Source organism: Bacillus sp. YBWC18 (assembly GCF_002998775.1).
In the GTDB taxonomy this organism is placed as follows: Bacteria; Bacillota; Bacilli; order Bacillales; family Bacillaceae; genus Bacillus.
Genome location: NZ_PVRI01000002.1, coordinates 558332 through 581689 on the forward strand (window position 1 = coordinate 558332; position 23358 = coordinate 581689).

Genomic DNA, 23358 nt, shown 5'->3' on the forward strand with positions numbered 1-23358 from the left:
ATAAAGCCTCCCCTCATGCTGATTGATGCATGTGTTAACTGTATCTTAAGGATGAAAAATCCGTCTACAATCATATCATCAGATCATATTTACTTAGGGGAAGCTACTCAAAACGTTACATAAAACATAAGAAAATGATCCTAATCTCAGAAAATGATTATTGACAAACCTACCAAATTTTTGGATTAATAAATTAAGGGGAAAAGATTGTTCCGTTTGAAATGGGGGGTTTTATGAAAAGAAGGCAGTATAAATTTTATTACAAGCTTGTGACGTTTTTTTTCATGCTTAGTACAATTCCTGTCATCATTGTCGGTATTTTTTCTTATCAGCATTCGCAAAAAACCGCACTCGAAAATATCTCAAATGAAAAGCTGGACAGCGTCAAACAAACGCAATCCAATATTGAGCATATTTTAAAAACAGTGGATCATTCTCTCACTCACTATGTCAGTTCGCCGCCTCTCCTTCAAACACTGGCAGAACCTTTAAATCCAGACCAATTCCAGCTTTATAATCAAGTACAGCAGGAACTAAACTACCTGCAAACCTTTGACACCGATCTTTCCAATATTACACTCGTGAGTAAAATGGAAGACTGGTACATGAACAATTCGGGACTTTATCATGTCACAAGCGGAGACCAAGAGAAAGCGCTCACCTCTTACCTCAATATACCGAGTCATTCCAGCTGGGCACTTGAAGAGAATAATCCACTTGTTGCGACAAAAGAAGGAAAGGCCTCCTTTTGCAAATACAATGTGAACTTAATCAAACAACTCCCTATGAACAGTGTCCAGAAAAAAGGGATCGCTGTTGCCAGCATTCCGAGCTGCACGATTGCTGACAATATGCCTGACTTCTCTCAATCTGACAGTATGTTTGTCATTGATACAAACGGAAAAGTGCTGCTACATAACCGCAAAGAACAAATTGGTGAATCCTTGAAGAATCAAGAGCTCGTCAAGCATGTCCTATCACGTGAAGAACGATCAGGTCAATTTAACATGAAGATCGAGGAACTAGACTATCAAATTGCGTTTCAAAAATCAGACTATAACGAATGGACGTACCTATCCTTTGTTTCCATTCCAGAACTCAAGGCACAAACGAAATCAATTGGGTGGATTACTTTTATTATCTGCTTTATTTTGTTAGCGCTTTCATTACTATTTTCATGGTTTGGGTCCAGACATTTTTATAAACCAATCCGCTTGTTATATGAGTCCTTTGCACGCAATGAATCCTTTTTGCAAAAACAGCCTTTTCAAAATGAATTTGAGTTGATTGAGTCGAGTATTAAACAAATGAAGGATCAAAATAATGATTTAGAGGAACGTATTGAGCAGCAAGTCACGCACCTTCAGCAATACTTTATGGTGCGGCTATTGCTCGGAAAGCTGACAGAAGAAGAGATTAACAACCGGTTCCAAAGTTTGGGATTCCCTCAGGGCTGGTCTCATTTATCCATGCTTGTGACCCAAATCGATACGTTAAAAGGAACACCTTATGAAAAAAAGGATGCTGACTTGCTGTTATTTGCCATCAATGGACTGATCGAGCAGATGATTCCGCAAGATGAGCACCTTCAGCCAACGGTTGTCAATCAGCATCAAACGACGATTATCCTGAATCACTCAAAGTCAGATGAAGAGTTTACTGAATATTTAAATCAATTAGCGGAAACTATTCAGCAGCGCATCGAGGAAGAGCTTGGTTTATCGATCAGCATCGGGATCAGCCGCCAGTTTAAGGAGCTCACGATGGCGAAACAGGCTTACATTGAAGGAAAAGAAGCCTTAAAATACAGGCTCAAAGCAGAGAAAAAATCCATTATCTTATATGAACATATTCAGCAAGGAAAAACGTTTAAAACCCATTTTCCAAAACAGCTGCAGCATGATTTATTCGATGCGATGAAAGCAGGTGATCAAGGCAAGGCGGATCATTATTTACATGTGCTCCTGCAATCCATTTTCTCTAAAAATGCAGGACCGCATGAATACCATATCGCTCTCGCCCGTTTTTTAAACAATTTGATTGAGCTGATGCATTTGCTTGGCATTGAATTATTTGAGGTCGAAGACAACAAAATGCTGTATGATACGATTTTTGAATTTAAAACCTTTGAAGATACCGAAGCATGGCTGAAACATGAGATCATTCGGCCGATTATTGACCAGCTAGGTGCACGTGAGGACTCACAATACAAAAACATCTCAGAGAAAATCATTCATATCATTCATCAAGAATTCGACTCAGATCTTACATTGGATGAAATCGCCACACGCCTGCATTACAATCCCAATTATTTAAGCAGTATTTTTAGAAAGGAAATGGATATCTCCTTTAGTGAATATCTCTCGTCCTACAGACACCATGTCGCCAAAAACTGGCTCGTGGAAACCGATATGTCCGTCAAAGAAATTTCGGAAAAACTGAAATATAAAAATCCGCAAAACTTCATCCGTTCCTTCAAAAAACTAGAAGGCACGACCCCTGGCAAATACCGCGACCACAAAAAAGGCACATAAGACAAAAAGTCCCGCTCGCACAGGAAGCGGGACTTTTTTATTTAAATTGTTCATTTAAAATGCTGTCTTCCAGCACTGAAAGCGGCTCTCCGTACACACGTTCAATATGAGCTGCTCCCCAATCACAAAGCGCATTCAGAATTCTTTCGAGCGACTGTCCGTATTCACTTAATTCATATTCCACTTTAGGCGGTACTTGCTCATACACAATTCGGTTAATCACCCCATCACTTTCAAGCTCTCTCAGCTGTTGTGTAAGCATTTTTTGTGTGATGTTTGGCATGAGCCGCTTCAATTCACTCGTGCGTTTTTTTCCATGTGTTAAATGACATAAAATCACGCACTTCCACTTCCCGCCAATGACCTCAAGGGTCGCTTCCACTGAGATATTATATTTTTTCTTTTCCATCAAATCCTCACTCCTCTTTGTGCGAATAGGCACTTTTTAGTACCTATATTACAAAAAAGTACGTACTTTTTTTTTCGTCATCTATGCTAGATAATAACTCTTGCCGATCGGCTTCGTCTATCAAAATGTCATCATAGAAGGATGTGAACACTTATTCATGAAGAAAAAGCAAAACCACTTTGCCCTTCTCGCACTAGCCATTAGTGCTTTTGCTATAGGAACCACTGAGTTCATTAGTGTCGGTCTTTTGCCGATGATTTCAGAGGACTTTGGAGTGAGCGTCAGCCAGGCGGGCTGGACCGTCTCTTTATATGCACTTGGTGTGACATTCGGCGCGCCTATTTTGACTTCTCTGACTTCAACGATGAAAAGAAAGACATTGCTATTGCTCATTATGCTCGTCTTTTTGATTGGAAATACACTAGCCACGATTGCTCCGACTTTTTCAGTGCTATTAATCGGACGGGTCATTTCAGCCTTATCCCATGGAATCTTTATGTCCATCGGCTCTACGATTGCTGCAAGCCTTGTAGTGAAAGAAAAACGGGCAAGTGCGATTGCCTTTATGTTCACTGGATTAACAGTTGCTACTGTGACGGGCGTGCCATTTGGGACATTTCTTGGCCATGAGCTCGGCTGGCGGACGTCATTTGGTGTGATTGTCATCATTGGTCTGATCGCACTGATATCCAACTATTTTCTTGTTCCATCTCAATTAAAGCAAGGCGTGAAAACATCATTTAAGGATCAAGCTGTCTTATTAAAAACAAAAAGAATCTTGCTTCTATTTGTCATTACAGCAACAGGATACGGAGGAACCTTTGTCGTCTTTACGTATTTATCCCCTCTCTTACAGCATGTGACAGGTCTTGAGCCTGGGGCGGTGGCCTTGATCCTGCTTTTATACGGGATCACGATCGCAGCCGGAAATGTCATTGGCGGAAAGGCTGCTAATGAGCAGCCAATGAAAGCACTGATTTACATGTTTATCATCCAAAGCATCATTTTGTTTACCCTTAGTTTGACTGCTGGATTCACGGTGCTAGGCATTGGAACCGTCATGCTGATGGGACTGTTTGCTTTCATGAATGTTCCTGGATTGCAAGTAGCTGTCGTTGACTTTGCAGAAAGATACACATCAGGAGCAGTCGACGTCGCTTCCGCTATGAATATCGCTGCCTTTAATGCCGGTATCGCCATCGGCTCATTTTTAGGCGGCATCGTGACAGATACTCTTGGGCTTGTGCATACAGGCTGGGTCGGCGGCATCATGGTCCTTATCGCAGCAATTCTCACGATGATTAGTTTTCGAATGGAACAACAAGAACAAAATCAAACCATCTAAAGGAGTTTTCAATATGAACCATTTACAAAGTACAAAAACATTAAACAATGGGATCCACATGCCAGGATTTGGTCTTGGTGTATTCAAGGTTGAAGATGGCGCAGAATTAATAGACGCCGTCAAAACAGCCATTCAATTAGGCTATCGCAGTATTGATACAGCGGCTATTTATGGCAATGAGGAAGGGGTTGGACAAGGCATACAAATTGGTCTAGCAGAAACAGGACTTCGCCGCGAAGACCTCTTTGTGACATCAAAAGTGTGGAATGCCGATTTAGGATATGAATCCACCCTGCAAGCATATGAGGAAAGCTTGAAAAAACTTCAGCTTGACTACCTTGATCTATATTTAATCCATTGGCCGGTTGAAGGAAAATATAAAGACGCTTGGCGTGCGCTTGAAACCTTGTATCGTGAAGGAAAGGTCAGAGCCATTGGTGTGAGCAACTTCCAGCCGCATCATCTAGACGAACTATTAAAAGATGCAGACATCATACCAGCTATCAATCAAGTGGAGTTTCACCCAAAACTGACGCAGGAAACACTCTTTACGTATTTGAACACACATGGCATTCAAATGGAAGCTTGGTCACCGCTAATGCAGGGGGAACTGCTTCATCATCCGGTGATCAAAGAGCTCTCGGACACATACGGCAAAACACCTGCTCAAATTATTTTGCGCTGGGATGTGCAAAAAGGCGTCATCACCATTCCAAAATCAACGAAAGCCCATCGTTTAAAAGAAAATGCAGACATATTTGATTTTGCCTTTTCTGATGAGGATATGAAGCGCCTTTCTGACTTAAATGAAAACAAACGTATCGGTCCAGACCCAGACAACTTTGACTTTTAATAAAAACACCCCCGCTTTTTAACTGTGCGGGGGTATTTATGTTGATCATTTTGATTTTTTAAAGGAAGCTTCATATTCTTCTATGATTTTATGACCACCATTTGATTTCCACTTCTCTACATCTTTCTTAAATTGATCTTCACTGATGTCTCCAAGAATGAACTTATAAGTCGCATCATCGATGATTTTTTTCAATTCGTTTCCTCGCTCTGAGGCTGTTTCTGAATACAGGCTTTCAGCAGGATTGGCGACGATGATGTTTTGATTGTCTTCTTCTAGCTCTTCATATTTTGTACGAACCGCATCTCCTTTATTTTTCAAGTAACGTCTATCAATTCCTACTAGACTGACAAGCGGCTGTACGTCTGTCTGCCAGCTTTTCACTTGGCTTTCTTCTCTGACAAATGAATTCCCTTCTTCTTTCTTATAATGCTCGCCATCAATACCGTACGTCATGAGACCATATACATCTTCTTCTGCAATGCGATCAAAGAAGGCCAAAATCCGTTTTAATTCTGCCTCTGATTTCACGCTTGTTTTAGGGAATGCAAAGATGCCATTATGACCACCTGATGCCCACACACGTTCTTTGCCATCTGGGCCTTTGATTCGGTTGATGATATCTACTTCCATGTTTTTATCTGTCGCATCATCTCTCAAGTTCACTGCGTCTACCATATTCCCAACATAGATCCCTGCTTTTCCTTGTGAGAATAATTCCTGCTGCTGTGTTTTGCTTGTAACAGGGAAGTCTTTGTTGATATAGCCATTGTCACGCAGTTTCTTCATGTATTTCATTGTATTCATGTACTCATCTGTCATGAAGTCTGGCGTGAATTTGCCGTTTTCTTCTTTCCAGTCTGTCGGCATTCCCTCATATGAACCGAGTGTTTTAAATGCCCCATAAATCAAATCGTTCCGATCCGTAAAGCCAATTGTATCCGCTTTTCCGTTTTGATTCGGATCTTTTTCAGTAAAAGCTTTAGCTACCTCATAAAGATCATCCAATGTTTTTGGTGTATCCAAATTTAAATTTTCAAGCCAATCCTTTCGAATGACAATTCCTTGTCTTGAAAGTGGTCTCTCTCTATAAATGCCATAAAGCTTACCGTCTATAGAGGCGTTTTTATTAATCAGTTCGTTCATCTTACTTAAATTTGGATAATCCTTTAAATACGGACCGACTTCCCAGAACATGCCTGATCTGAACGCATTAATAGCAGACGAATTCTTAATGTCTTGAATCGTGACAATCTGCGGCAGATTCCCTGCGGCAAGTGCGGAATTTAAACGGTCTTCCTTCACGGCATCAGGCACCCATGTAATATCAAGCTCTGTATTTGTGAGCTTCTCAATCTCTTTTATGACGGAATCCTTCGGCGGCTGCTGATGATACAAAATAGCCATCCAGGTCAGCTTTACCTTTTTATCTAAATCAACCTTTTCATCTGATGAACTTGTTCCTTTGCTTGAACATGCGGATAGAATACCGCTTGCTGTAAATAACAGGACAAACGCAATCAACCATAATTTCTTTCTCCCCATAAGATCCCTCCGTTGTTCCATCTTTTTAACCTTTTACAGAACCTAGTAATGCCCCTTTGTTAAAATGCTTTTGAATAAATGGATAGACAAGCAGAACTGGAATGGTCGCTACCACAATGACAGCCATTTTAATCGTTTGGTCTGGCGGTGGTGTGGATGATCCCATATCCGACATATCTCCCTGCATTCCGCTTGAGACAATGACAATCTGCCTTAGCAGCACCTGAATCGGCCATTTCACTGAATCATTTAAATACAGGATGGCGGTCATGTACGTATTCCAATACGTCACGGCATAAAAAAGTGAAATGGTCGCAATAGCTGGCAAAGAAAGTGGCAGCACAATTTTAAAGAAAATCCCTAAATCGTTACAGCCATCCATCTTCGCTGATTCCTCAAGGCTTGCCGGGATGTTTTGAAAGAAGTTTTTCAAAATGATCAAATTGAACGCATTGATCGCAACCGGTAGAATAAGTGACCAATAGGTATCAAGCAGACCAAGTGTTTTCACCACAATAAACGTCGGAATCATACCTCCACTAAACAACATCGTGAAGACAACGAGAAACATCAATGTTCTCCGGCCTTTTAGCTCCTGACGAGACAGCCCATATGCCATGAGTGAGGACAAAAACATGCTGACAGCTGTTCCAACGAGCGTCACAAGAATGGACACAATAAGGCTACGATACACAATATCCGTAGAGAAAATATATCGATAGGCCTCTAAAGAAAACGTGGTCGGGAACAAGATAAACTTCTTCGTGATGACCTCTTCTACTGTAGCAAAAGAGGCTGCAATGACATGGATGAACGGAAGCACACATATTAATGCGAACATGAGTAGAAAAGAGTAATTAAATAAGTTGAACAATCGGCCTTTAATAGAACGATCTATGTTCATCACGCCCTTTCTTTGAAAGCGTTATCATTTCGTCCGAAAATAAGCTGCAGCCTGTGACGATATCGTGATTAAAATGTAACAAACGGAGGAAGAAAGCGTCTATAATCATCTTGACAGACCAACTGGATGGATCATGTCAATCGTGCTTTTATGCTCATGAAACAAAAGAATAAGATCATCAGCTAATGACATGATTATGCCCTATGCCTGATCATTTTCTTCTAGGATTTCCGTCGTATTCACATCAGGTCTGTAGCCTAACTCCTGCTTTATTTTTTCCGTAGACCAGGGCTTTTCTTCGTTTTCTGATACGGCATAATATGTCCCAAAGGGGACGGTCGTTTCAATCGCTGCCTTTGTCATCCCTATAAGATCTTCATGTGACAGAAGTGTTCGTTTCGTTCTTCGTTTCTTGTGTAATGCCTCCATCTCATCCGTCACAACCGTTCCAATCCGTAAATTGATAACAGACATCCCCGTTTGATCGTGGAACAAACGGCCTAGCTGTTCTGAAGCAAATTTTAAAATACCATAGACATTTTTAGTCGCTGGCACATCGTCTGTTGTAATATTTCGCCCTAGTAAGGAGCGGCCATCCTCTTCATAACGATCGGTCACATGATTGCTGCTTGCAAAAATGACTTTTCGTATGCCGAGACGTGCAGCTGACCGAAACATATAATAGGAGCTCCTCCAAAAAATATCATTCATTTTTTCAAACTCCTCAAGATTCATCACATCATGCGTCATATCCATGTTTAAAAGGTGCATGATGACATCTGTATCTCTCGGAATCGCCTCATATAATTCCTGTTCATTCGCTGCATCTGCTAAAATGGCTCCTTTTACACAGCTCGTTTGATCAATGATGGTGATTTCGTACTCAGAAGAGAGCGCTTTTGTTAAAATACGGCCTATCACACCGCATCCGCCAATGATCGTGATCTTTTTCATCTGTTTCCTCCTTTCTATTGACGTAGTATGTCCAAGCCTTTATGGGTTACAGCCATTTTTTCAAAAATCGTGTGGCCTCGTGACGCATAGCGGCTGTTTCAAAATGACCTGCATGAAGACCAACAAGCTGATACCGTTCTTTCAATGAAGCAGCTTGATAGGTTTGGCTCAATTCCTTTTGAATGCGTGCGACGCCTTCAGCTGGCGTGAGCGGATCAAGTTTTCCAACTAGGCTTAAATGCGGCCTTGGAAAAATCATTTTCTGAATTTCAGCTGCTGTAAAGTGCTTTGCTAAGCTTGGTACATAGTAATAAAAGCCATGCCTGTCTAAATTGTTCGTTTCAATTAATGTGTGATGATCGACCTGTGCGCAAAGATCAATACACACACTGACCCTCTCATCAAGCGCAGCAGTCCACCAGGAAAGAAGCCCTCCCATTGACATTCCAAAAACAGCTAACCGGTCCGGCAGCACATCAGATCGAGACAGCACATAATCAATCGCACACATGCTTTCATACAGCATCATACCCCACATCACTTTTCCTGTTAAAAGCATCTCCTTAAAAATTTCACTTTCTGTTCTTCCTCTTCTCTCACCAAACCCTGCATGATCGATAGCCAGGACACTATAGCCTTTTGATGTGAACTCTTTCGCATATGAAGGCGCTTGCAAATAATGAGCACCTTTGATCAGTTCTTCCTTCCCATCCACGTAGTTCCCGCCATGAGAGTGCTGGAACAGCACAACAGGTCTTTTTTTCACCGTATCCTTTGGCTTTACAAAATAAGCGGGCACTTCCTCTACACCATGAATCGAAAGAATGAGTGTTTCGACTACATACGATTCACGTTCCTCGATCTTTAACGTATATGCCTCCACGCGATGGCGTTCTGGCATTTCTCCTAACAGACTGAGCAGTTGTTCACGTTTGATTTCCTTTTCCATTGACGTCACTCCTCATTTTCTTGATCACCTGTTAAAATACGAGGTCGATGAAGTAATCACCTTGTTTTCGACAAAATTATGTCCCGGGAAATAAAGAACACCCACCGGTTCATACCGATGGGTGTCATCATTAGTTCGCAACAATATTGACAAGCTTCCCAGGAACCGCAATCACTTTGCGAATGGTTTTCCCTTCAAGCTGTTCTTTTACGCGTGCATCATTTTTCGCAAGCTCTTCTAACTGTTCTTTTGTTGCATCAGCAGGAACGGTTAATTTTGCTTTCACTTTTCCATTCAACTGTACGACAATTTCTACTTCATCGTCGACAAGCTTTGACTCGTCATATTGCGGCCATGCTTCATAAGAAATAGACCCTTCATGACCAAGTTTATTCCAAAGCTCTTCCGCTAAATGCGGTGCAATTGGAGAAAGAAGTTTCACAAAGCCTTCTGCATATTCTTTCGGCAGTGTATCAGCCTTGTAGGCATCATTGATAAACACCATTAATTGTGAGATCCCTGTATTGAAGCGCAGGCCTTCATAATGGTCCGTTACCTTCATCACGGTTTCATGATAGCTGCGTTCTAATGCGCCTCCAGTTTGCTCCGTCACTTTATCACTGATTGTGCCATCTTCATTTGTGAATAGACGCCATACACGATCAAGGAAACGGCGAGCACCATCAAGTCCTGTTTCAGACCAAGCGATTGATGCATCTAAAGGTCCCATGAACATTTCATAAAGTCGTAATGTATCCGCACCATGAGATTCTACGATATCATCTGGATTGACAACGTTCCCTTTTGATTTACTCATTTTTTCATTATTTTCTCCAAGAATCATTCCTTGGTTGAACAATTTCATGAAAGGTTCTTTTGTAGGAACAACACCGATATCATACAAGAACTTATGCCAGAAGCGCGCATATAGAAGATGCAGTACAGCATGTTCTGCTCCGCCGATATATACATCAACAGGAAGCCATTTCTTTAGCTTCTCAGGAGATGCAAGCTTTTCTGAGTTATGCGGGTCAATATAACGTAAGAAATACCAGCAGCTGCCTGCCCATTGCGGCATTGTATTGGTTTCACGGCGTCCTTTTTTACCTGTTACAGGATCTACAACCTCAACCCACTCTTTGATATTGGCTAAAGGTGATTCACCTGTACCACTTGGCTTAATCTCAGTGGTTTTAGGCAAAATCAGTGGAAGCTCTTCCTCTGAAACGGCTGAAGAAGTTCCGTCCTCCCAATGAATAATTGGAATTGGCTCACCCCAGTAACGCTGGCGGCTAAATAGCCAGTCTCTTAAACGATATGTGACTTTCTTTTCGCCTTTTTGATGTTCTTCAAGCCATGCAATGGTTTTTTCAATCGCTTCTTCTTTTCCTAATCCATTGAGGAAATCAGAGTTAATGTGTTTTCCATCACCTGTGTAAGCTTCTTTTTCAATGTCTCCGCCTTCTACAACTTCCTTGATTGGAAGATCAAATGTTTTGGCGAATTCATAGTCACGCTCATCATGGGCAGGTACCGCCATAATCGCGCCTGTTCCATAAGTAGCCAGCACGTAATCTGCAATCCAGATCGGCATCTTTTCACCATTTAATGGATTGATGGCATAAGCGCCTGTGAAAATACCCGTCTTCGTTTTTGCAAGATCTGTCCGCTCTAAGTCGCTCTTTGATTGAATTTCTTTGATATATGCTTCGACTGCTTCTTTTTGAGCAGCTGTTGTAATTTTTTCAACAAGTGCATGTTCTGGTGCAAGTACCGCATATGTTGCACCAAATAATGTATCCGGACGCGTTGTGAAAACAGTAAACTGTTCGTCATGTCCTTCTACTTCGAAATGAACGTGTGCACCTTCTGAACGTCCGATCCAGTTACGCTGCATATCTTTGATGCTTTCAGGCCAATCAATGTCTTCTAAATCTTCTAACAGCCTGTCCGCATATGCCGTAATCTTCAGCATCCATTGCTTCATCGGACGTCTTTCAACTGGATGCCCTCCGCGTTCACTTTTTCCATCAATGACTTCTTCATTTGCAAGAACTGTACCAAGCGCCGGGCACCAGTTCACTGGTACTTCATCGATATACGCCAATCCCTTTTCGTACAATTTCAAGAAAATCCATTGTGTCCATTTATAATAATTCGGATCAGTCGTGTTGATTTCTCGATCCCAATCATATGAGAATCCTAGTGATTGAATTTGGCGGCGGAAGTTATTGATGTTCTCTTCTGTAAAGACCGCTGGATCATTCCCTGTATCTAGTGCATACTGTTCTGCTGGAAGACCAAATGCGTCCCATCCCATTGGATGAAGAACATCATATCCCTGCATACGTTTCATGCGTGATAAAATATCCGTTGCTGTGTAGCCCTCAGGGTGCCCGACATGAAGCCCTGCTCCTGATGGGTATGGAAACATATCAAGCGCATAGAACTTTGGTTTATCTTCCGAGTCAGATGTGGCGAATGTTTTATGTGTCAGCCAATAATCCTGCCACTTCTTTTCAATTTCCCGATGCTGAAAACTCAATGTGAAAACCTCCTTTAATATGTACGGCTGTATCTGCTCAGATGACCACTGCAAGAATTCAGATTTTTCTAAAATCAACAAAAAACCCTCATCCCTGGAAAGGGACGAGAGATTTTTTGGTTCCCGCGGTACCACCCTTGTTAGCGTCACTTTCTGTTTGTACGCTCACTTAATATCTTTAACGCAGACATGCGACAGAAGCTTTAACGCAACTGCAACTCTGAGGCGAGTTCAGAAGCAGATTTGATTGACTTTCACCAGCCGTCAATTCTCTAAAGACAAATACTGCTTTCCTACTACTCCTCTTCACTGTTCTTATCGTAACCGTCATCTAAGTAGTATTTTATAGAATTATGATCATAAGTGCAAGCAGGTTTGTATACAATGGGAATGTACCCTAGATCAGGGTAAAGTAGAGGATATTATTCGTGTGGAGATCGGTTATGACGGTTGGAGTCTGCATCCTGTGAACGCTGTTCTCTTACAAAATCAAAGCTTCGCAGAACTGCTTCTCCTCCGTAACCTGAAATAATTGATAAGATGACCAAGTGCAGACTAGAATCGGGATTTGAGGATAAGACAAGCAGTGTAGCGGCAATCATCCCAACGAGCCAATCTTCAATAAACCCTAAATAAATAAACTTTTTTGTCATTCTGGGCTTCTCTAGCCTGCCTTTTTTCTTTACGTGACCGAGAATGCCCATGACCCCTCCAATGGCGCAAGCAATAATGACTTGTTGCAGCATTTTCATCACCTTCCTAAAGCCCTTAGAATAGTAAAGCGACTTCAGGCTGTCCAGCCCCCTGTAATGCCATTCTGCTGTTCCGTCATAATCCATGTAAAAGGTCTATTCTCTCTAACGAAGAAAAAAAGCTTGTTTCTTCCATTATATGTGAATGACCCAAAAACAATCTTGATGCATTGGAATCATTTTTGCCTAATCCATATTAACTATTTTTGTCATTTTATGAATTATGAGCAATTGATTCCTTCTTTTTCTAAAGAAAAGTCTCTCTACTTACTATATTCTAATGGAGGACAAACTATGATGACAAATTTAACAAAGCCATTGCAATCATTGAAACAGAACATATGTTATGTTACTTTAGTAAGGAATACCTTTGGTTGAAAAGACAGCCATTTGATATGTCTGCTAGTAGCAGCAAAGGAGGGTAATATGGTCAGCTCGAACATCTTCGGCTTGCAAAAACAGCTTGAACTCATAAAAAAAGCGCTAGATCATGCGCGGATCGGTGTTGTCATTACAGACCCTTCTTTAGAGGATAACCCTATCATTTATGTGAACCATGGCTTTACACACATGACTGGATACAAACCAGATGAGATTCTTGGGCGTAATTGTCGATTCCTTCAAGGAAAAGACACAGATCAAGAGCAGCTTGATTTAATACGTCATGGAATACAGAATAAAATACCTATTACCACACAGCTAAAAAATTATAAAAAAGACGGTACTTTTTTTTGGAATGAACTCAATATAGATCCTCTATACATTGAACAAGATGATAAAACATTTTTCATTGGCTTTCAAAAGGATATTACGAAACAGAAAGAATATGAACAACTCCTAGAAGATTCCTTACAGGAAGTCACCTCTCTTTCGACGCCAATCGTCCCAATCAAAAATGGTGTATCTGCTCTACCACTCATTGGAAAACTATCTGAAGAACGCTTTGATGCCATTGTTGCGAAGTTAACTTGTATATTAGATGATTCAAAGGATGATTATTTAATTGTCGATCTTTCTGGCTTAATCGATGTCGATGATTCCGTTGCAGGACGCATTTTCAAGCTGCATCATCTTCTCAGTTTAACTGGAACCGAACTGATCATCACAGGGATCAAACCGCAGCTTGCGATGAAAATGAAAGACTTGGATACAGATTTCCAGGATACGATCACATATTTGACGGTTAAGGAAGCAATCAAAGGATTAACATTAGCTGAAAACCCTGTGTAAACAGGGCTTTTTTAGTTAAACCGCCCCTAAAAATGGAAAAATGAGGTATGATAGGAGTAAATAAAGATTTAGGGGGGCTTCTAGATGATGATGTTACTCATCATAGGTCTTTTGTGTGTTTGTTTCGCCATAGGATATGCCGTCAATTTCTTATTACTCAAACACCAGAACGAGCATATCTTTTCAAAGAAACTATTTTATCCTTTTTTGATCTTCGGTCTCGTCTTTTCCATTATGTCATTACCGTTTGCTGCCACAGATGCACCGAAGGCACAAGCAGATCCATCTTCAGAACAGCTGTTAAAGGATCAAAAGCAGCTCACATCTGACATAACGCACTTAAAAGCTGATAAAGAGGAGCTTACCGCCTCTTTAGAGGACGCAACAAAGGATAAAGAAAAACTAGCTAAAAAGCTAGAAACCATCACCTCAGAAAAAGAAACAGTCAAAAAGCAAGAAAAGACCATTCAAGTGCTTGAAGAGAAAATAGACAAGCTTGCCTCAAGCAATGAAACACTCAAAAAAGAGAACAAGAAAAGCAGCAGCGATACGAAGTCTTCCACTGTTCAGCGCTCCGCTCCTAAAGATGAAGGAAAAAGTACAGGCGGTCATGAATCGCAGAAGGAAACAAAAAAAGAATCAGCAGCCTGTAACATCAAAGGAAGTGTCAATGGCATTTATCACACACCGAGCAGCAGATACTACTCTAGAACAAAAAATGTAACCAAAATGTTCTGCTCCGTAGAAGAGGCAGAACGTGCAGGGTACCGGGCACCTAAGCAATAGCCATGTGTCACAAAAAAAAGAACCTCCTGTCAGCCCAATCGGGTGTCTTAGGAGGTTCTTTTTTTAGATTTCTCTTCTTAATGCTGCTAATACATTCGTTTTTGTTGCTTTACGTGCTGGGTTAAGCCCTGAAAGGATCGCTACCCCTGCGCTAATCACTGTTGCTGTGATCACAAGGCTGAGCGGAATATAGGAGAAGGTGATCGAGAATTGATCGCTTGACCCTCCCTCTGACATGGACGACAAAATGGCTGGAATGATTAAATTGACGGCGAAACTAATGATATATGAGATGATAATACCGATGATCGACCCAATCACCCCAATATAAGCACTTTCCATGAGGAACATTCGCTTGATAATCGATGGATTCGCACCAATGGCTTTCATAATCCCAATCTCTTGTGTTCGCTCTGTTACTGCCATTGTCATCGTATTAAAAATACCAATTGCAGAAATAATGACTGCGATACAGCCGACAAAAATGAGTCCAATTTTGAAGACAGTAAAGAACATATCCATACCTTCGAGCTGATTCGTCACAGAGATGACTTGGTAGCCCTCATCTGTCAGCTTATTCGTGAGTGCACCGACATTGTCGAATTTATCTGCATAGACAGAGGTCATTTTCTCGACATTTCCTGCTTCAGGAGATAGATCAAGTATTTGACCAAATTCCTTTTCATACGCATTCGGAATGAGAATTTTATGATCCTGCTGCCACTCCAAATTTGGCTTTTTCATGACTCCTACTACACGGAAATCAAATGTTTTTTCTTTGACGACTTCATTTTCTTTGTTGAGTTTTGGTACCTTGATTTGAATCACTTTATTTAAAATATCTTTCGTGTAGCCTTTTGGCTCTTTTGGTTCTTCTTCACCGTTTGACGTTTGATTTAATTCTTTTTCATAGGCTTTGCGCTCTTTTTTTGTCCACAGTTGTTCTGCCATATGGTACCCAACCACAATTTCGTTTGCTGATGTTGGGACTTTCCCTCTGTCTAGTTCAAGCCCTGCTTCTTTTTCCTCTTTCATATCGGTCAGAGCAGCCTGCGTTTCACTTGAGCGGTCATCGAGCTCGACGTTAACCGATGGATTGATCGCTGTTCTTGAGACGACAGATTTCACATGATCATATTTCTTTAAATCATCAACCTTGACGTCACCTTTTTCCTTGCCTAACACTTTCACTTCTGTGATGATTTGCTGTTTCATGATTTCATCTTGCGCCGATTTTTGCAAACCAAAACCGACAGATGCTAGAACGATTAAGAAAGAGCATGCCATTGTCGTCGCAAGAATGGTCATAAACACACGCAATCTATTTTTCTTCATGTTTCTTCTAATGAATTTGACCTGATCTCTAAATTTCAATGGTCTTTTCCCCTTTCTTTAATACACCATCATGAAGCTGGAACGTTGTATCTGCGATTGAAGCGACTTCATCGTCATGTGTAATGATGACAAACGTGATTCCTTTTTCACGATTGAGCTGCTGGATAAATGCTAAGATTTCTCCTTCGGTTTCTGAATCTAGACTGCCTGTTGGTTCATCCGCTAAAATAATAGATGGATTTAAAATCAAGGCTCTTGCAATACTCACACGCTGCTGCTGCCCGCCGGACAACTCATTCGGGTAATGCCCTGCATGATGTTCGAGGCCTACTCGCTTCAGCATTTCTTTTACTTTCGCCTTTCGTTCAGACGGCTTCACACCTTTTAAAGTGAGCGGAAGTTCAACATTTTCATACGTCGTTAAGCTCCCGATCAATTGAAAGCTTTGAAAGATAAAGCCAAAGTGATCTAAGCGGAAGTCCGCCCATTCTCTTTCATTAAAACCGGTCACATCGGTTCCATCAATGACAATTTGTCCGCTCGTTGGCGTAATATATCCTGAAATTAAGTTCAATAGGGTAGATTTCCCCGAACCACTCCGTCCCACAATACAAGCAATATCGCCTCTTTTGATGGATAGGTCAATCCCTTTCAGCACAGGAATCTCATTCTCTCTGCCCTTTTTACCAATTTTAAACACATGATCTAACGCTTGAACCTGAATCATCTCTACTCCCCTACTCTCTGTTTATCTTTTTCGATATATTAAGAAATAACTCGTTAGTGCGCCTACAGCACCGCCGATTATCATGCCAGCGATATAACCAAACATGGAATTGTCTGAGGAGAATCCACCCCAGCCAAAACCTAAAACACCAAAAGCAATGACCATAATTTGAATAGGCCGATCCATTTTTGGGTAAAGGAAAAAACGGCCACTTCGTTCAATTGGATGTTTGATGAAGCTAAACAAACCAATGAAATAAAATAAAATCATCATGACAATTGGTACGATGAATTCTTCACCGCTGAACCAAATCGTATATTCATACTGATTAAATTCAGCAATATAAGTGATTGGAGAAATTGCCAAGATAATATGATTAAGCCACTGATCAACCCACTCCCCATTTGTTCTCAATATAAATTCTAAATGAACCAATGGTAGACCAATTAGTAAAAAAGGTAAAATGGCTGTACTGAATGCAACGATTGCTTGGGCAATTGCACTTCCTGTTAAAGTGCCTGCTGCAAAAAACAGGGCATATATCATCAAGGATGACACCAAAGCATATAAATACATACTGTTAAATCCAGGTGTCTCATCAGGTTTGATGCCTAATATAAGTAAGTAAGTTAAGGCATATGAGAATGCATGAATGAGTGCAATGATCCCGGCACCCAAGAAAAATTTTGTCTGATAGATGGTACTTCTACTAAAAGGCAAGGCTAAGGTGAAATCCATTTGCCCTTTATTTCTCTCAAAGCCAAGCTGAATTATGGCAAAAAGGATTCCCATTAACCATGAAAGAGCGAGAAAAGCATCTTTCTTAAAACTATAGGAAAAATGTGATGTATCCAAAATACATGTGGGATCCTTTAAACATGTTTGAAAGGATGAATATCCCATTAGGAGGGATAAGGGCGTCGCAAGCGCCGCAACCAGCATCACTAAAATAAATGTCAGCTCTGATTGCTTCCACTCCTTATATAATAATTGCCGCTTTACCATCTCCGTTTCCCTCCAAACTTTGCAATGAATACTTCTTCTAAATTCACAGGCAGTTCATTCCATACTTTTGGCTGCAGCGACTTCAAGTACTCTTTAGCCTCTACATCGGTTTTAAGAACAAGCGCTGTATAAAAAATGCCCGCTTGATCTAATATAGCAACGCCATTTTTCCGTATACTCAAGTTCATATCTTCTTCAAAAGCCATCTGTATTTTGACATAATCATTCTTTAACTCATCTAGATCCATGACACTTGTAAGCTGATTTCCTTCTAAAAACCCGATTCGGTTACACATACGCTCAATATCCTCTAATCGGTGCGATGTAATGAGAATCGATGTTTCACGTTCCGCTACCTCGTCGATCATGAGCTGAAGAACATCATTTCTTGTGACGGCATCAATTCCATCTGTCGGTTCATCTAACAAAATCACCGCTGGCTTGATCGCAAAGCTTAAAATTAATGACAGCTGTTTTTTTAACCCTGTCGATAGTTCACGATATTTCACTTTTTCCGGAATTTCATAGCGGTTCACAAGCTCATTGGCATATGTCACGTCAAACTTCGGATAAATATGCTTTAACAGCTGGACAAGCTGTCCGTAATTGTATCTGTCAAAGTAGGGATTTACGACTGGCATATACACAATATTTTGCTTCACTAACGGGTGGTCTTTCACAAGCACGTCTTTAAAATAAATCTCTCCTTCATCTGGAAGAAGAATTTGCTGAATCAAGCGGAGAAGTGTTGTTTTTCCTGAGCCATTCCTGCCAAGCAGACCGAAGATCTCACCTTCGCCTATTTTGAAGGAAACGTTACTGAGTACTTCACGTCCATTTAATGTCTTTGATACATTTCTAACCTCAATCAACTTGTTTTCCTCCCTCAAGACTTGAGCCGATCTCTTCTATCCATTCCTTCAGTTGTTGAATATCAATACCGGCATAATGAGCTTCTATAATGAGTTGTTTTAATTGCTCCTTCATCTCCAACACCTTCCCTTCATTCAGCTTTAACTGAGCCCCTTCTGTTACATACGTACCGCGGCCTCTTAGTGTTTCAATAATCCCTTCCCGCTCAAGCTCTTTATATGCTTTACTGACGGTGTTTGGGTTGGCGATGATAATGGTGGCGAGCTCTCTGACAGAGGGCAGTTTGTCACCAGGTTTCATTACACCTTTTAGACATAAAATTTTGAGTTGCTCAATGATTTGTTCATATAATGGCGCAGCGCTTCGTGGATCTATTTGAATCATGATGGCTCCCTCTTTCCTCATTCATGCTTTTGCAGTCCTATCGCTTGTTCATGCCCTTGCATTAAAGGGATTGAATTAGGTATCAAATCTTTTTGAACTTCAAAACCAATGAAAACGAGAACGAAAAAAAATGTACATGCTAACGCAACAGCCAGCACCATCCACTTCAAATTGATTGGTTTTTTTTCTTTTTTCATGGTTGAACACCTTTCTTCACTTTTTAAGTGTCTTTAGTGTATTAGTTGTTGTAGTACACTTAACACAATAAAGACACTCAGCCAAAAAGTCAATAGCCTTTTAAAAAATAAAAAACAGATCCTTAAAAAAAGGATCTGTTCATCATTCGTTGTCGTAAGAAATACCTAAAATCATTTGATTTTGCAAGCTTTGAATTTGAACACGCGCCCTGTCTAATCGCTCTCTTTGCTGGTCATTGGCGACATCTTTTAATTTTTCTAATTCGTTCACCGCATCTTCAAGCATAAGCTGCGCCTTAGAAAATTCGTCCTCATTATAATGCTCTTGGCGTAAGTTCAAATCAAATTGCTCATTTGCAAACTCAAGGGTTTCAGTACTTTTTTGGATAAATTCATCGATCGACTGCCTTGTTGCCATCTTGCATTCCCTCCATTTCATCATTGCTCCCGCCTATTTTGCCCACGTAAAGCTTTTTCACTAAAGAAAATGTTGGACAGATTCAATTGTCCTCCTTCATGATTTTTGTTAAACTTTAAGGATGCCTATTATTACGCAAGGAGGTTACTGACTTGGATCAGCATAACCCTTTTTTATATTCAAACAGCGAAAAACGCTATCACACATGGAACTATCATTTGCGAGAGCACTTTGGTCATAAAGTATTTAAAGTGGCCTTAGACGGCGGCTTTGACTGCCCAAACCGTGATGGTACTGTAGCCCACGGAGGCTGTACATTTTGCAGTGCAGCTGGGTCTGGTGATTTTGCAGGAAACCGGGCTGATGATCTCATCACTCAATTTAACGAAATCAAAGACCGGATGCACACAAAATGGAAAGACGGAAAATATATGGCGTATTTTCAAGCGTATACAAACACACACGCCCCGCTTCCTGTTCTAAAAGAAAAATTTGAAACCGTCATGAATCTGGATGGAGTGGTTGGTTTATCTATTGCGACAAGACCTGACTGCCTGCCAGATGACGTGGTGGAGTATTTAGCCGAATTAAATGAGCGCACTTATCTCTGGGTAGAGCTTGGTCTTCAAACGGTTCATGAACGTACAGCGATGCTCATTAACCGTGCCCATGATTATGAATGCTACGTAGAAGGTGTAGAAAAACTGCGAAAACACGGAATTCGTGTCTGCTCGCATATCATCAACGGACTGCCTCTAGAAAACCGGGACATGATGATGGAAACAGCAAAAGCTGTCGCAGATTTAGATGTGCAAGGAATTAAAATTCATTTACTTCACCTTTTAAAAGGAACCCCAATGGTCAAGCAATACGAAAAAGGCAAATTGGAGTTTCTAAGCCAGGAAGAATATGTTCAGCTTGTTTGTGATCAACTGGAGATCCTGCCGCCAGAAATGATTATTCACCGCATTACAGGGGATGGCCCAATTGAATTAATGGTTGGTCCGATGTGGAGTGTAAACAAGTGGGAAGTACTAAATGCCATTAATGCTGAGCTCGAAAGACGTAACAGCTACCAAGGCAAACGTTTCGTCAGATTGGAAGAAGCAGCCAAATGATTTTGAAACGCATGCTCCCTTTTAGTAAAGAGCTGTTAGAACGGGCTTGTCAAAAAGGCGATGTCGTCATTGATGCAACGATGGGAAATGGCCATGATACACTCTATTTAGCTGATCTTGTAGGTCATGATGGACAAGTTTTCGCATTCGACGTACAAGAAGAAGCCATACAACAGACGCGCAAAAGGCTTGGCGAGGGATATCCTTCTGTTCATCTGATTCACGATGGTCATGAAAAACTGGCTCAACACTTGCCAAGAGATGTTTATGGGCATATCTCTGGTGCGGTGTTTAACCTTGGGTACCTGCCCGGAGGCGATAAAGCCGTCACTACTCAGGCCCATACAACCATTGAAGCCATTGAGCAGCTCCTCGACTGGCTTAAACCCGGAGGTCTGATCGTCCTTGTGATTTACCATGGACACTCCGAAGGAAAAAGAGAAAAAGAAGTACTTCTCGACTATTGCAGATCACTTCCTCATGAAGAGGTACAAGTTTTATCATATCAATACATGAATATTCAAAACGACCCGCCTTTTGTGGTCGCCATTGAAAAAAAGCTCAAATCCATTAGGATTTGAGCTTTTTATGAGGATTTCATCCAAGGCATTTTCTGATAGGTCCGATAGGCTCTTCCGTTGATATAGAAAAAGAATGATGTTTTCCCGCTTGATTTGATCAGCCGTTTTGCCAGCTTATTCATCTCTTTTTGGGCTGTCACTTTTTCATCGGACAAATAGACTGCCAGTAACCCTCTGTTAATCAATTTGTGAAAGTTTTCGTGCGGAATGCCTTTCAGCTGCTCATCCGCTTTTTCAATAAAATGCTGAAGTCTATCCATCATCTCATGATGAGAGGCATAGTAGGAGCAAAAGTTCAGATCTCCCCCAAGCCGGTCTTCTTCTTGGTCAATTAAATAATCAAGTAAAATGTGCAGACCTTGGATATAAGGGAAATAGCTTTCGTATATTTGCTTCGCCTGCTTTTCTGTAAAATCCGGCTGCAGCGCATACGCCACAAGACAGAAAATCCCTAACGTTGATCCTGCACAAGCTGAAAATTCATACCATTCCATCTTAGGCAAATCCTTTTCATACTGGCGAAACCACGATTCTAGCCGCGGGACCCGCTCATGAGGAACGACGTGTTTATGTACTTGCAAATCACTGTAGTAATCACAAAGCGTGTGTAAATATGGCTGAATGATTGGATAATGCTCAAGGCGCGTAAGCACGTCTTGGCATGTGCGGACAAGCGCATGTAAATACCCATGATCCTCTTGATCATCACGGAATTGATAGTACGGCTTGAGCTCAGCATGAATATCAAGCGCATCTCTCATCGCTTGATGCAGCATATGAAAATCTTTTGGATCCAGCGACGTGCTGCGGTCACATAGGTTATCTAAGTAATCACTGATGGTTTGATACGCCACAATGAATTCAATACACGTTTCTTTCGCCTCACCTGCTAGAAGAGATAAAATGCCTCCGCCTTCACAGTGAAAGGTTTTACTAGATATGCTCGCTAGTGCCTGCGTTCGCAGTTCTTCATTTTCAATCATTTCTGCATGAGCCCGCCACTTTTTCAGCTCCTGATGAACAAGCGGAAAAATATCTTTATACACCTTTGTCATCAGTGCAAAAGGACGCTCTGGTACTGACAAATCAATCCACCCCCAACTTAAAGCTCACCATCAAATATATTGATCTGTAAAGGCTCTTGCTGCCTTAAACACATCTTCTCTTTCCGGTTCATTAAAAATTTCGTGATACAGTTCTTCCCATTCACGGTATGATTTATTGGTTGATTCAATGCCATTGAACCATTTGATCACCCTCGTTTTATCCACGATCTTATCATCGCCCGCCTGCATTAAAAGGAGCGGAATCGATTTAAAGACATTCGTTGGCTGCATGGCCGCATCAATATTTTTGATCAGCTCTCGGTACCAGCGAACCGACACCTTTGTTACGTAAAGAGAATCATTTGAGTCTGCCTCAATCACAGCCTGATTCCGTGTGGCTAGTTCAATCGACAGCCCTGACTCGACTTTAAAGGACGGTGCCAGCACATTTAGACCTTTTGATGCAAAATCCATTAGCTTCTTCGGTTTAAATTGCAGACCTAAACAAGGTGATGATAAAATAAGGCCATCAATCTTCGTATGGGTATACTGCTTGATCCACTCAATTGAAATGAGTCCACCCATACTGTGTCCAAGTAAAAAAGTAGGAAGCCTGAATGATTTCGCATGTTCGATCCATTCATCTATTGTATCAATGTATTCCTGAAACGAGCGAATGTGGCCGCGCGCACGTGTCGATGTCCCTTGCCCAGGGAGGTCACCCATAACGACGTGATAGCCTGCATTTCGCCACATTTCGATCAGCCATTTATATCGGCCGTGATATTCACTCGCACCATGTACAATTACAATTGTACCAACTGGTCTTTCAGCATGCCAAGTCCACAAAGTAAACACCTCACAAATG

General features: G+C 41.2%; 23 protein-coding genes and 1 other annotated feature. Of the genes, 7 read left to right on the forward strand and 16 right to left on the reverse strand.

Going from position 1 to position 23358, the window contains the following annotated elements; genetic code table 11:
• Nucleotides 1–233: 233 nt before the first annotated feature.
• Complete coding sequence (locus C6348_RS09120) at nucleotides 234–2534, forward strand: helix-turn-helix domain-containing protein (protein WP_106042705.1); 2301 nt, start codon at nucleotides 234–236, stop codon at nucleotides 2532–2534.
• 37 nt (nucleotides 2535–2571) lie between these two features.
• On the opposite strand, the gene C6348_RS09125 is transcribed toward C6348_RS09120, so the two are convergent.
• Entirely contained in the window at nucleotides 2572–2943 is a 372-nt protein-coding gene (locus tag C6348_RS09125; protein WP_003217763.1) for a winged helix-turn-helix transcriptional regulator, read from the reverse strand.
• 157 nt (nucleotides 2944–3100) lie between these two features.
• Here C6348_RS09125 and C6348_RS09130 point away from each other — a divergent pair, with 157 nt between their 5' ends.
• Complete coding sequence (locus tag C6348_RS09130; RefSeq protein ID WP_106042768.1) at nucleotides 3101–4288, forward strand: MFS transporter; 1188 nt, start codon at nucleotides 3101–3103, stop codon at nucleotides 4286–4288.
• A 13-nt stretch (nucleotides 4289–4301) separates the two neighbouring features.
• Nucleotides 4302–5141, forward strand: coding sequence for an aldo/keto reductase (locus C6348_RS09135; protein WP_106042707.1), 840 nt, complete (start codon nucleotides 4302–4304; stop codon nucleotides 5139–5141).
• A 45-nt stretch (nucleotides 5142–5186) separates the two neighbouring features.
• Here the strand turns inward: C6348_RS09135 and C6348_RS09140 are convergent, their stop codons facing one another.
• From C6348_RS09140 to C6348_RS09165, 6 genes are all read right to left on the reverse strand, one after another.
• Nucleotides 5187–6686 carry an extracellular solute-binding protein gene (locus C6348_RS09140; protein ID WP_106042709.1) on the reverse strand — a complete coding sequence of 500 codons (1500 nt, stop codon included), beginning with the start codon at nucleotides 6684–6686 and terminating at the stop codon, nucleotides 5187–5189.
• 25 nt (nucleotides 6687–6711) lie between these two features.
• Nucleotides 6712–7572 carry a carbohydrate ABC transporter permease gene (locus tag C6348_RS09145; protein ID WP_087976618.1) on the reverse strand — a complete coding sequence of 287 codons (861 nt, stop codon included), beginning with the start codon at nucleotides 7570–7572 and terminating at the stop codon, nucleotides 6712–6714.
• A gap of 219 nt (nucleotides 7573–7791) precedes the next feature.
• Entirely contained in the window at nucleotides 7792–8544 is a 753-nt protein-coding gene (locus tag C6348_RS09150) for an NAD-dependent epimerase/dehydratase family protein (RefSeq protein ID WP_034665411.1), read from the reverse strand.
• Nucleotides 8545–8590: 46 nt separating this feature from the next.
• On the reverse strand, nucleotides 8591–9493 hold the full coding sequence (locus tag C6348_RS09155) for a dienelactone hydrolase family protein (protein WP_106042711.1): 903 nt from the start codon (nucleotides 9491–9493) through the stop codon (nucleotides 8591–8593).
• 130 nt (nucleotides 9494–9623) lie between these two features.
• The gene (gene leuS, locus C6348_RS09160; RefSeq protein ID WP_106042713.1) at nucleotides 9624–12038 is read right to left on the reverse strand and encodes a leucine--tRNA ligase; all 2415 of its coding nucleotides are present in this window, start codon (nucleotides 12036–12038) and stop codon (nucleotides 9624–9626) included.
• A 97-nt stretch (nucleotides 12039–12135) separates the two neighbouring features.
• Nucleotides 12136–12357, reverse strand: a binding site (T-box leader).
• Nucleotides 12358–12460: 103 nt separating this feature from the next.
• A complete protein-coding gene (locus C6348_RS09165; RefSeq protein WP_223249904.1) occupies nucleotides 12461–12790 on the reverse strand; it encodes a DUF4257 domain-containing protein in 330 nt (109 codons plus the stop codon).
• Between the two features lie 426 nt (nucleotides 12791–13216).
• Here C6348_RS09165 and ytvA point away from each other — a divergent pair, with 426 nt between their 5' ends.
• A complete protein-coding gene (gene ytvA / locus C6348_RS09170; protein ID WP_034665400.1) occupies nucleotides 13217–14020 on the forward strand; it encodes a YtvA family blue-light photoreceptor in 804 nt (267 codons plus the stop codon).
• Between the two features lie 84 nt (nucleotides 14021–14104).
• Entirely contained in the window at nucleotides 14105–14806 is a 702-nt protein-coding gene (locus C6348_RS09175) for a coiled-coil domain-containing protein (RefSeq protein WP_106042715.1), read from the forward strand.
• A gap of 63 nt (nucleotides 14807–14869) precedes the next feature.
• Here C6348_RS09175 and C6348_RS09180 read toward each other — a convergent pair whose 3' ends face one another.
• The 7 genes from C6348_RS09180 to C6348_RS09210 form a co-directional block, all read right to left on the reverse strand.
• Nucleotides 14870–16180, reverse strand: a complete 1311-nt coding sequence (locus C6348_RS09180) for an ABC transporter permease (RefSeq protein WP_106042717.1) — start codon at nucleotides 16178–16180, stop codon at nucleotides 14870–14872.
• The gene (locus tag C6348_RS09185) at nucleotides 16170–16868 is read right to left on the reverse strand and encodes an ABC transporter ATP-binding protein (protein ID WP_106042719.1); all 699 of its coding nucleotides are present in this window, start codon (nucleotides 16866–16868) and stop codon (nucleotides 16170–16172) included. The genes C6348_RS09180 and C6348_RS09185 overlap by 11 nt, the downstream gene beginning before the upstream one ends.
• A 21-nt stretch (nucleotides 16869–16889) precedes the next feature.
• Nucleotides 16890–17873 carry an ABC-2 transporter permease gene (locus C6348_RS09190; RefSeq protein WP_106042721.1) on the reverse strand — a complete coding sequence of 328 codons (984 nt, stop codon included), beginning with the start codon at nucleotides 17871–17873 and terminating at the stop codon, nucleotides 16890–16892.
• On the reverse strand, nucleotides 17867–18745 hold the full coding sequence (locus C6348_RS09195; RefSeq protein WP_106042723.1) for an ATP-binding cassette domain-containing protein: 879 nt from the start codon (nucleotides 18743–18745) through the stop codon (nucleotides 17867–17869). Before C6348_RS09195 ends, C6348_RS09190 begins: the two co-directional genes overlap by 7 nt.
• A complete protein-coding gene (locus C6348_RS09200) occupies nucleotides 18738–19130 on the reverse strand; it encodes a GntR family transcriptional regulator (RefSeq protein WP_034665384.1) in 393 nt (130 codons plus the stop codon). Before C6348_RS09200 ends, C6348_RS09195 begins: the two co-directional genes overlap by 8 nt.
• A gap of 17 nt (nucleotides 19131–19147) precedes the next feature.
• Nucleotides 19148–19327, reverse strand: a complete 180-nt coding sequence (locus C6348_RS09205) for a hypothetical protein (protein WP_034665379.1) — start codon at nucleotides 19325–19327, stop codon at nucleotides 19148–19150.
• 142 nt (nucleotides 19328–19469) lie between these two features.
• Nucleotides 19470–19745, reverse strand: coding sequence for a YtzC family protein (locus C6348_RS09210; protein WP_034665376.1), 276 nt, complete (start codon nucleotides 19743–19745; stop codon nucleotides 19470–19472).
• Between the two features lie 152 nt (nucleotides 19746–19897).
• Between C6348_RS09210 and mnmL the strand changes: the two genes are divergently transcribed.
• Both mnmL and mnmM read left to right on the forward strand, forming a co-directional pair.
• Nucleotides 19898–20863, forward strand: a complete 966-nt coding sequence (mnmL, locus tag C6348_RS09215) for a tRNA modification radical SAM protein MnmL/YtqA (protein WP_003217704.1) — start codon at nucleotides 19898–19900, stop codon at nucleotides 20861–20863.
• On the forward strand, nucleotides 20860–21444 hold the full coding sequence (gene mnmM / locus C6348_RS09220; protein ID WP_106042725.1) for a tRNA 5-(aminomethyl)-2-thiouridylate-methyltransferase MnmM: 585 nt from the start codon (nucleotides 20860–20862) through the stop codon (nucleotides 21442–21444). The genes mnmL and mnmM overlap by 4 nt, the downstream gene beginning before the upstream one ends.
• 5 nt (nucleotides 21445–21449) lie before the next feature.
• Here the strand turns inward: mnmM and C6348_RS09225 are convergent, their stop codons facing one another.
• On the reverse strand, nucleotides 21450–22529 hold the full coding sequence (locus C6348_RS09225) for a tetraprenyl-beta-curcumene synthase family protein (RefSeq protein ID WP_060597057.1): 1080 nt from the start codon (nucleotides 22527–22529) through the stop codon (nucleotides 21450–21452).
• Nucleotides 22530–22559: 30 nt separating this feature from the next.
• Nucleotides 22560–23339 (reverse strand): alpha/beta hydrolase, encoded by a 780-nt coding sequence (locus C6348_RS09230; protein ID WP_034665364.1) that lies wholly within the window; start codon nucleotides 23337–23339, stop codon nucleotides 22560–22562.
• Nucleotides 23340–23358: the final 19 nt, after the last annotated feature.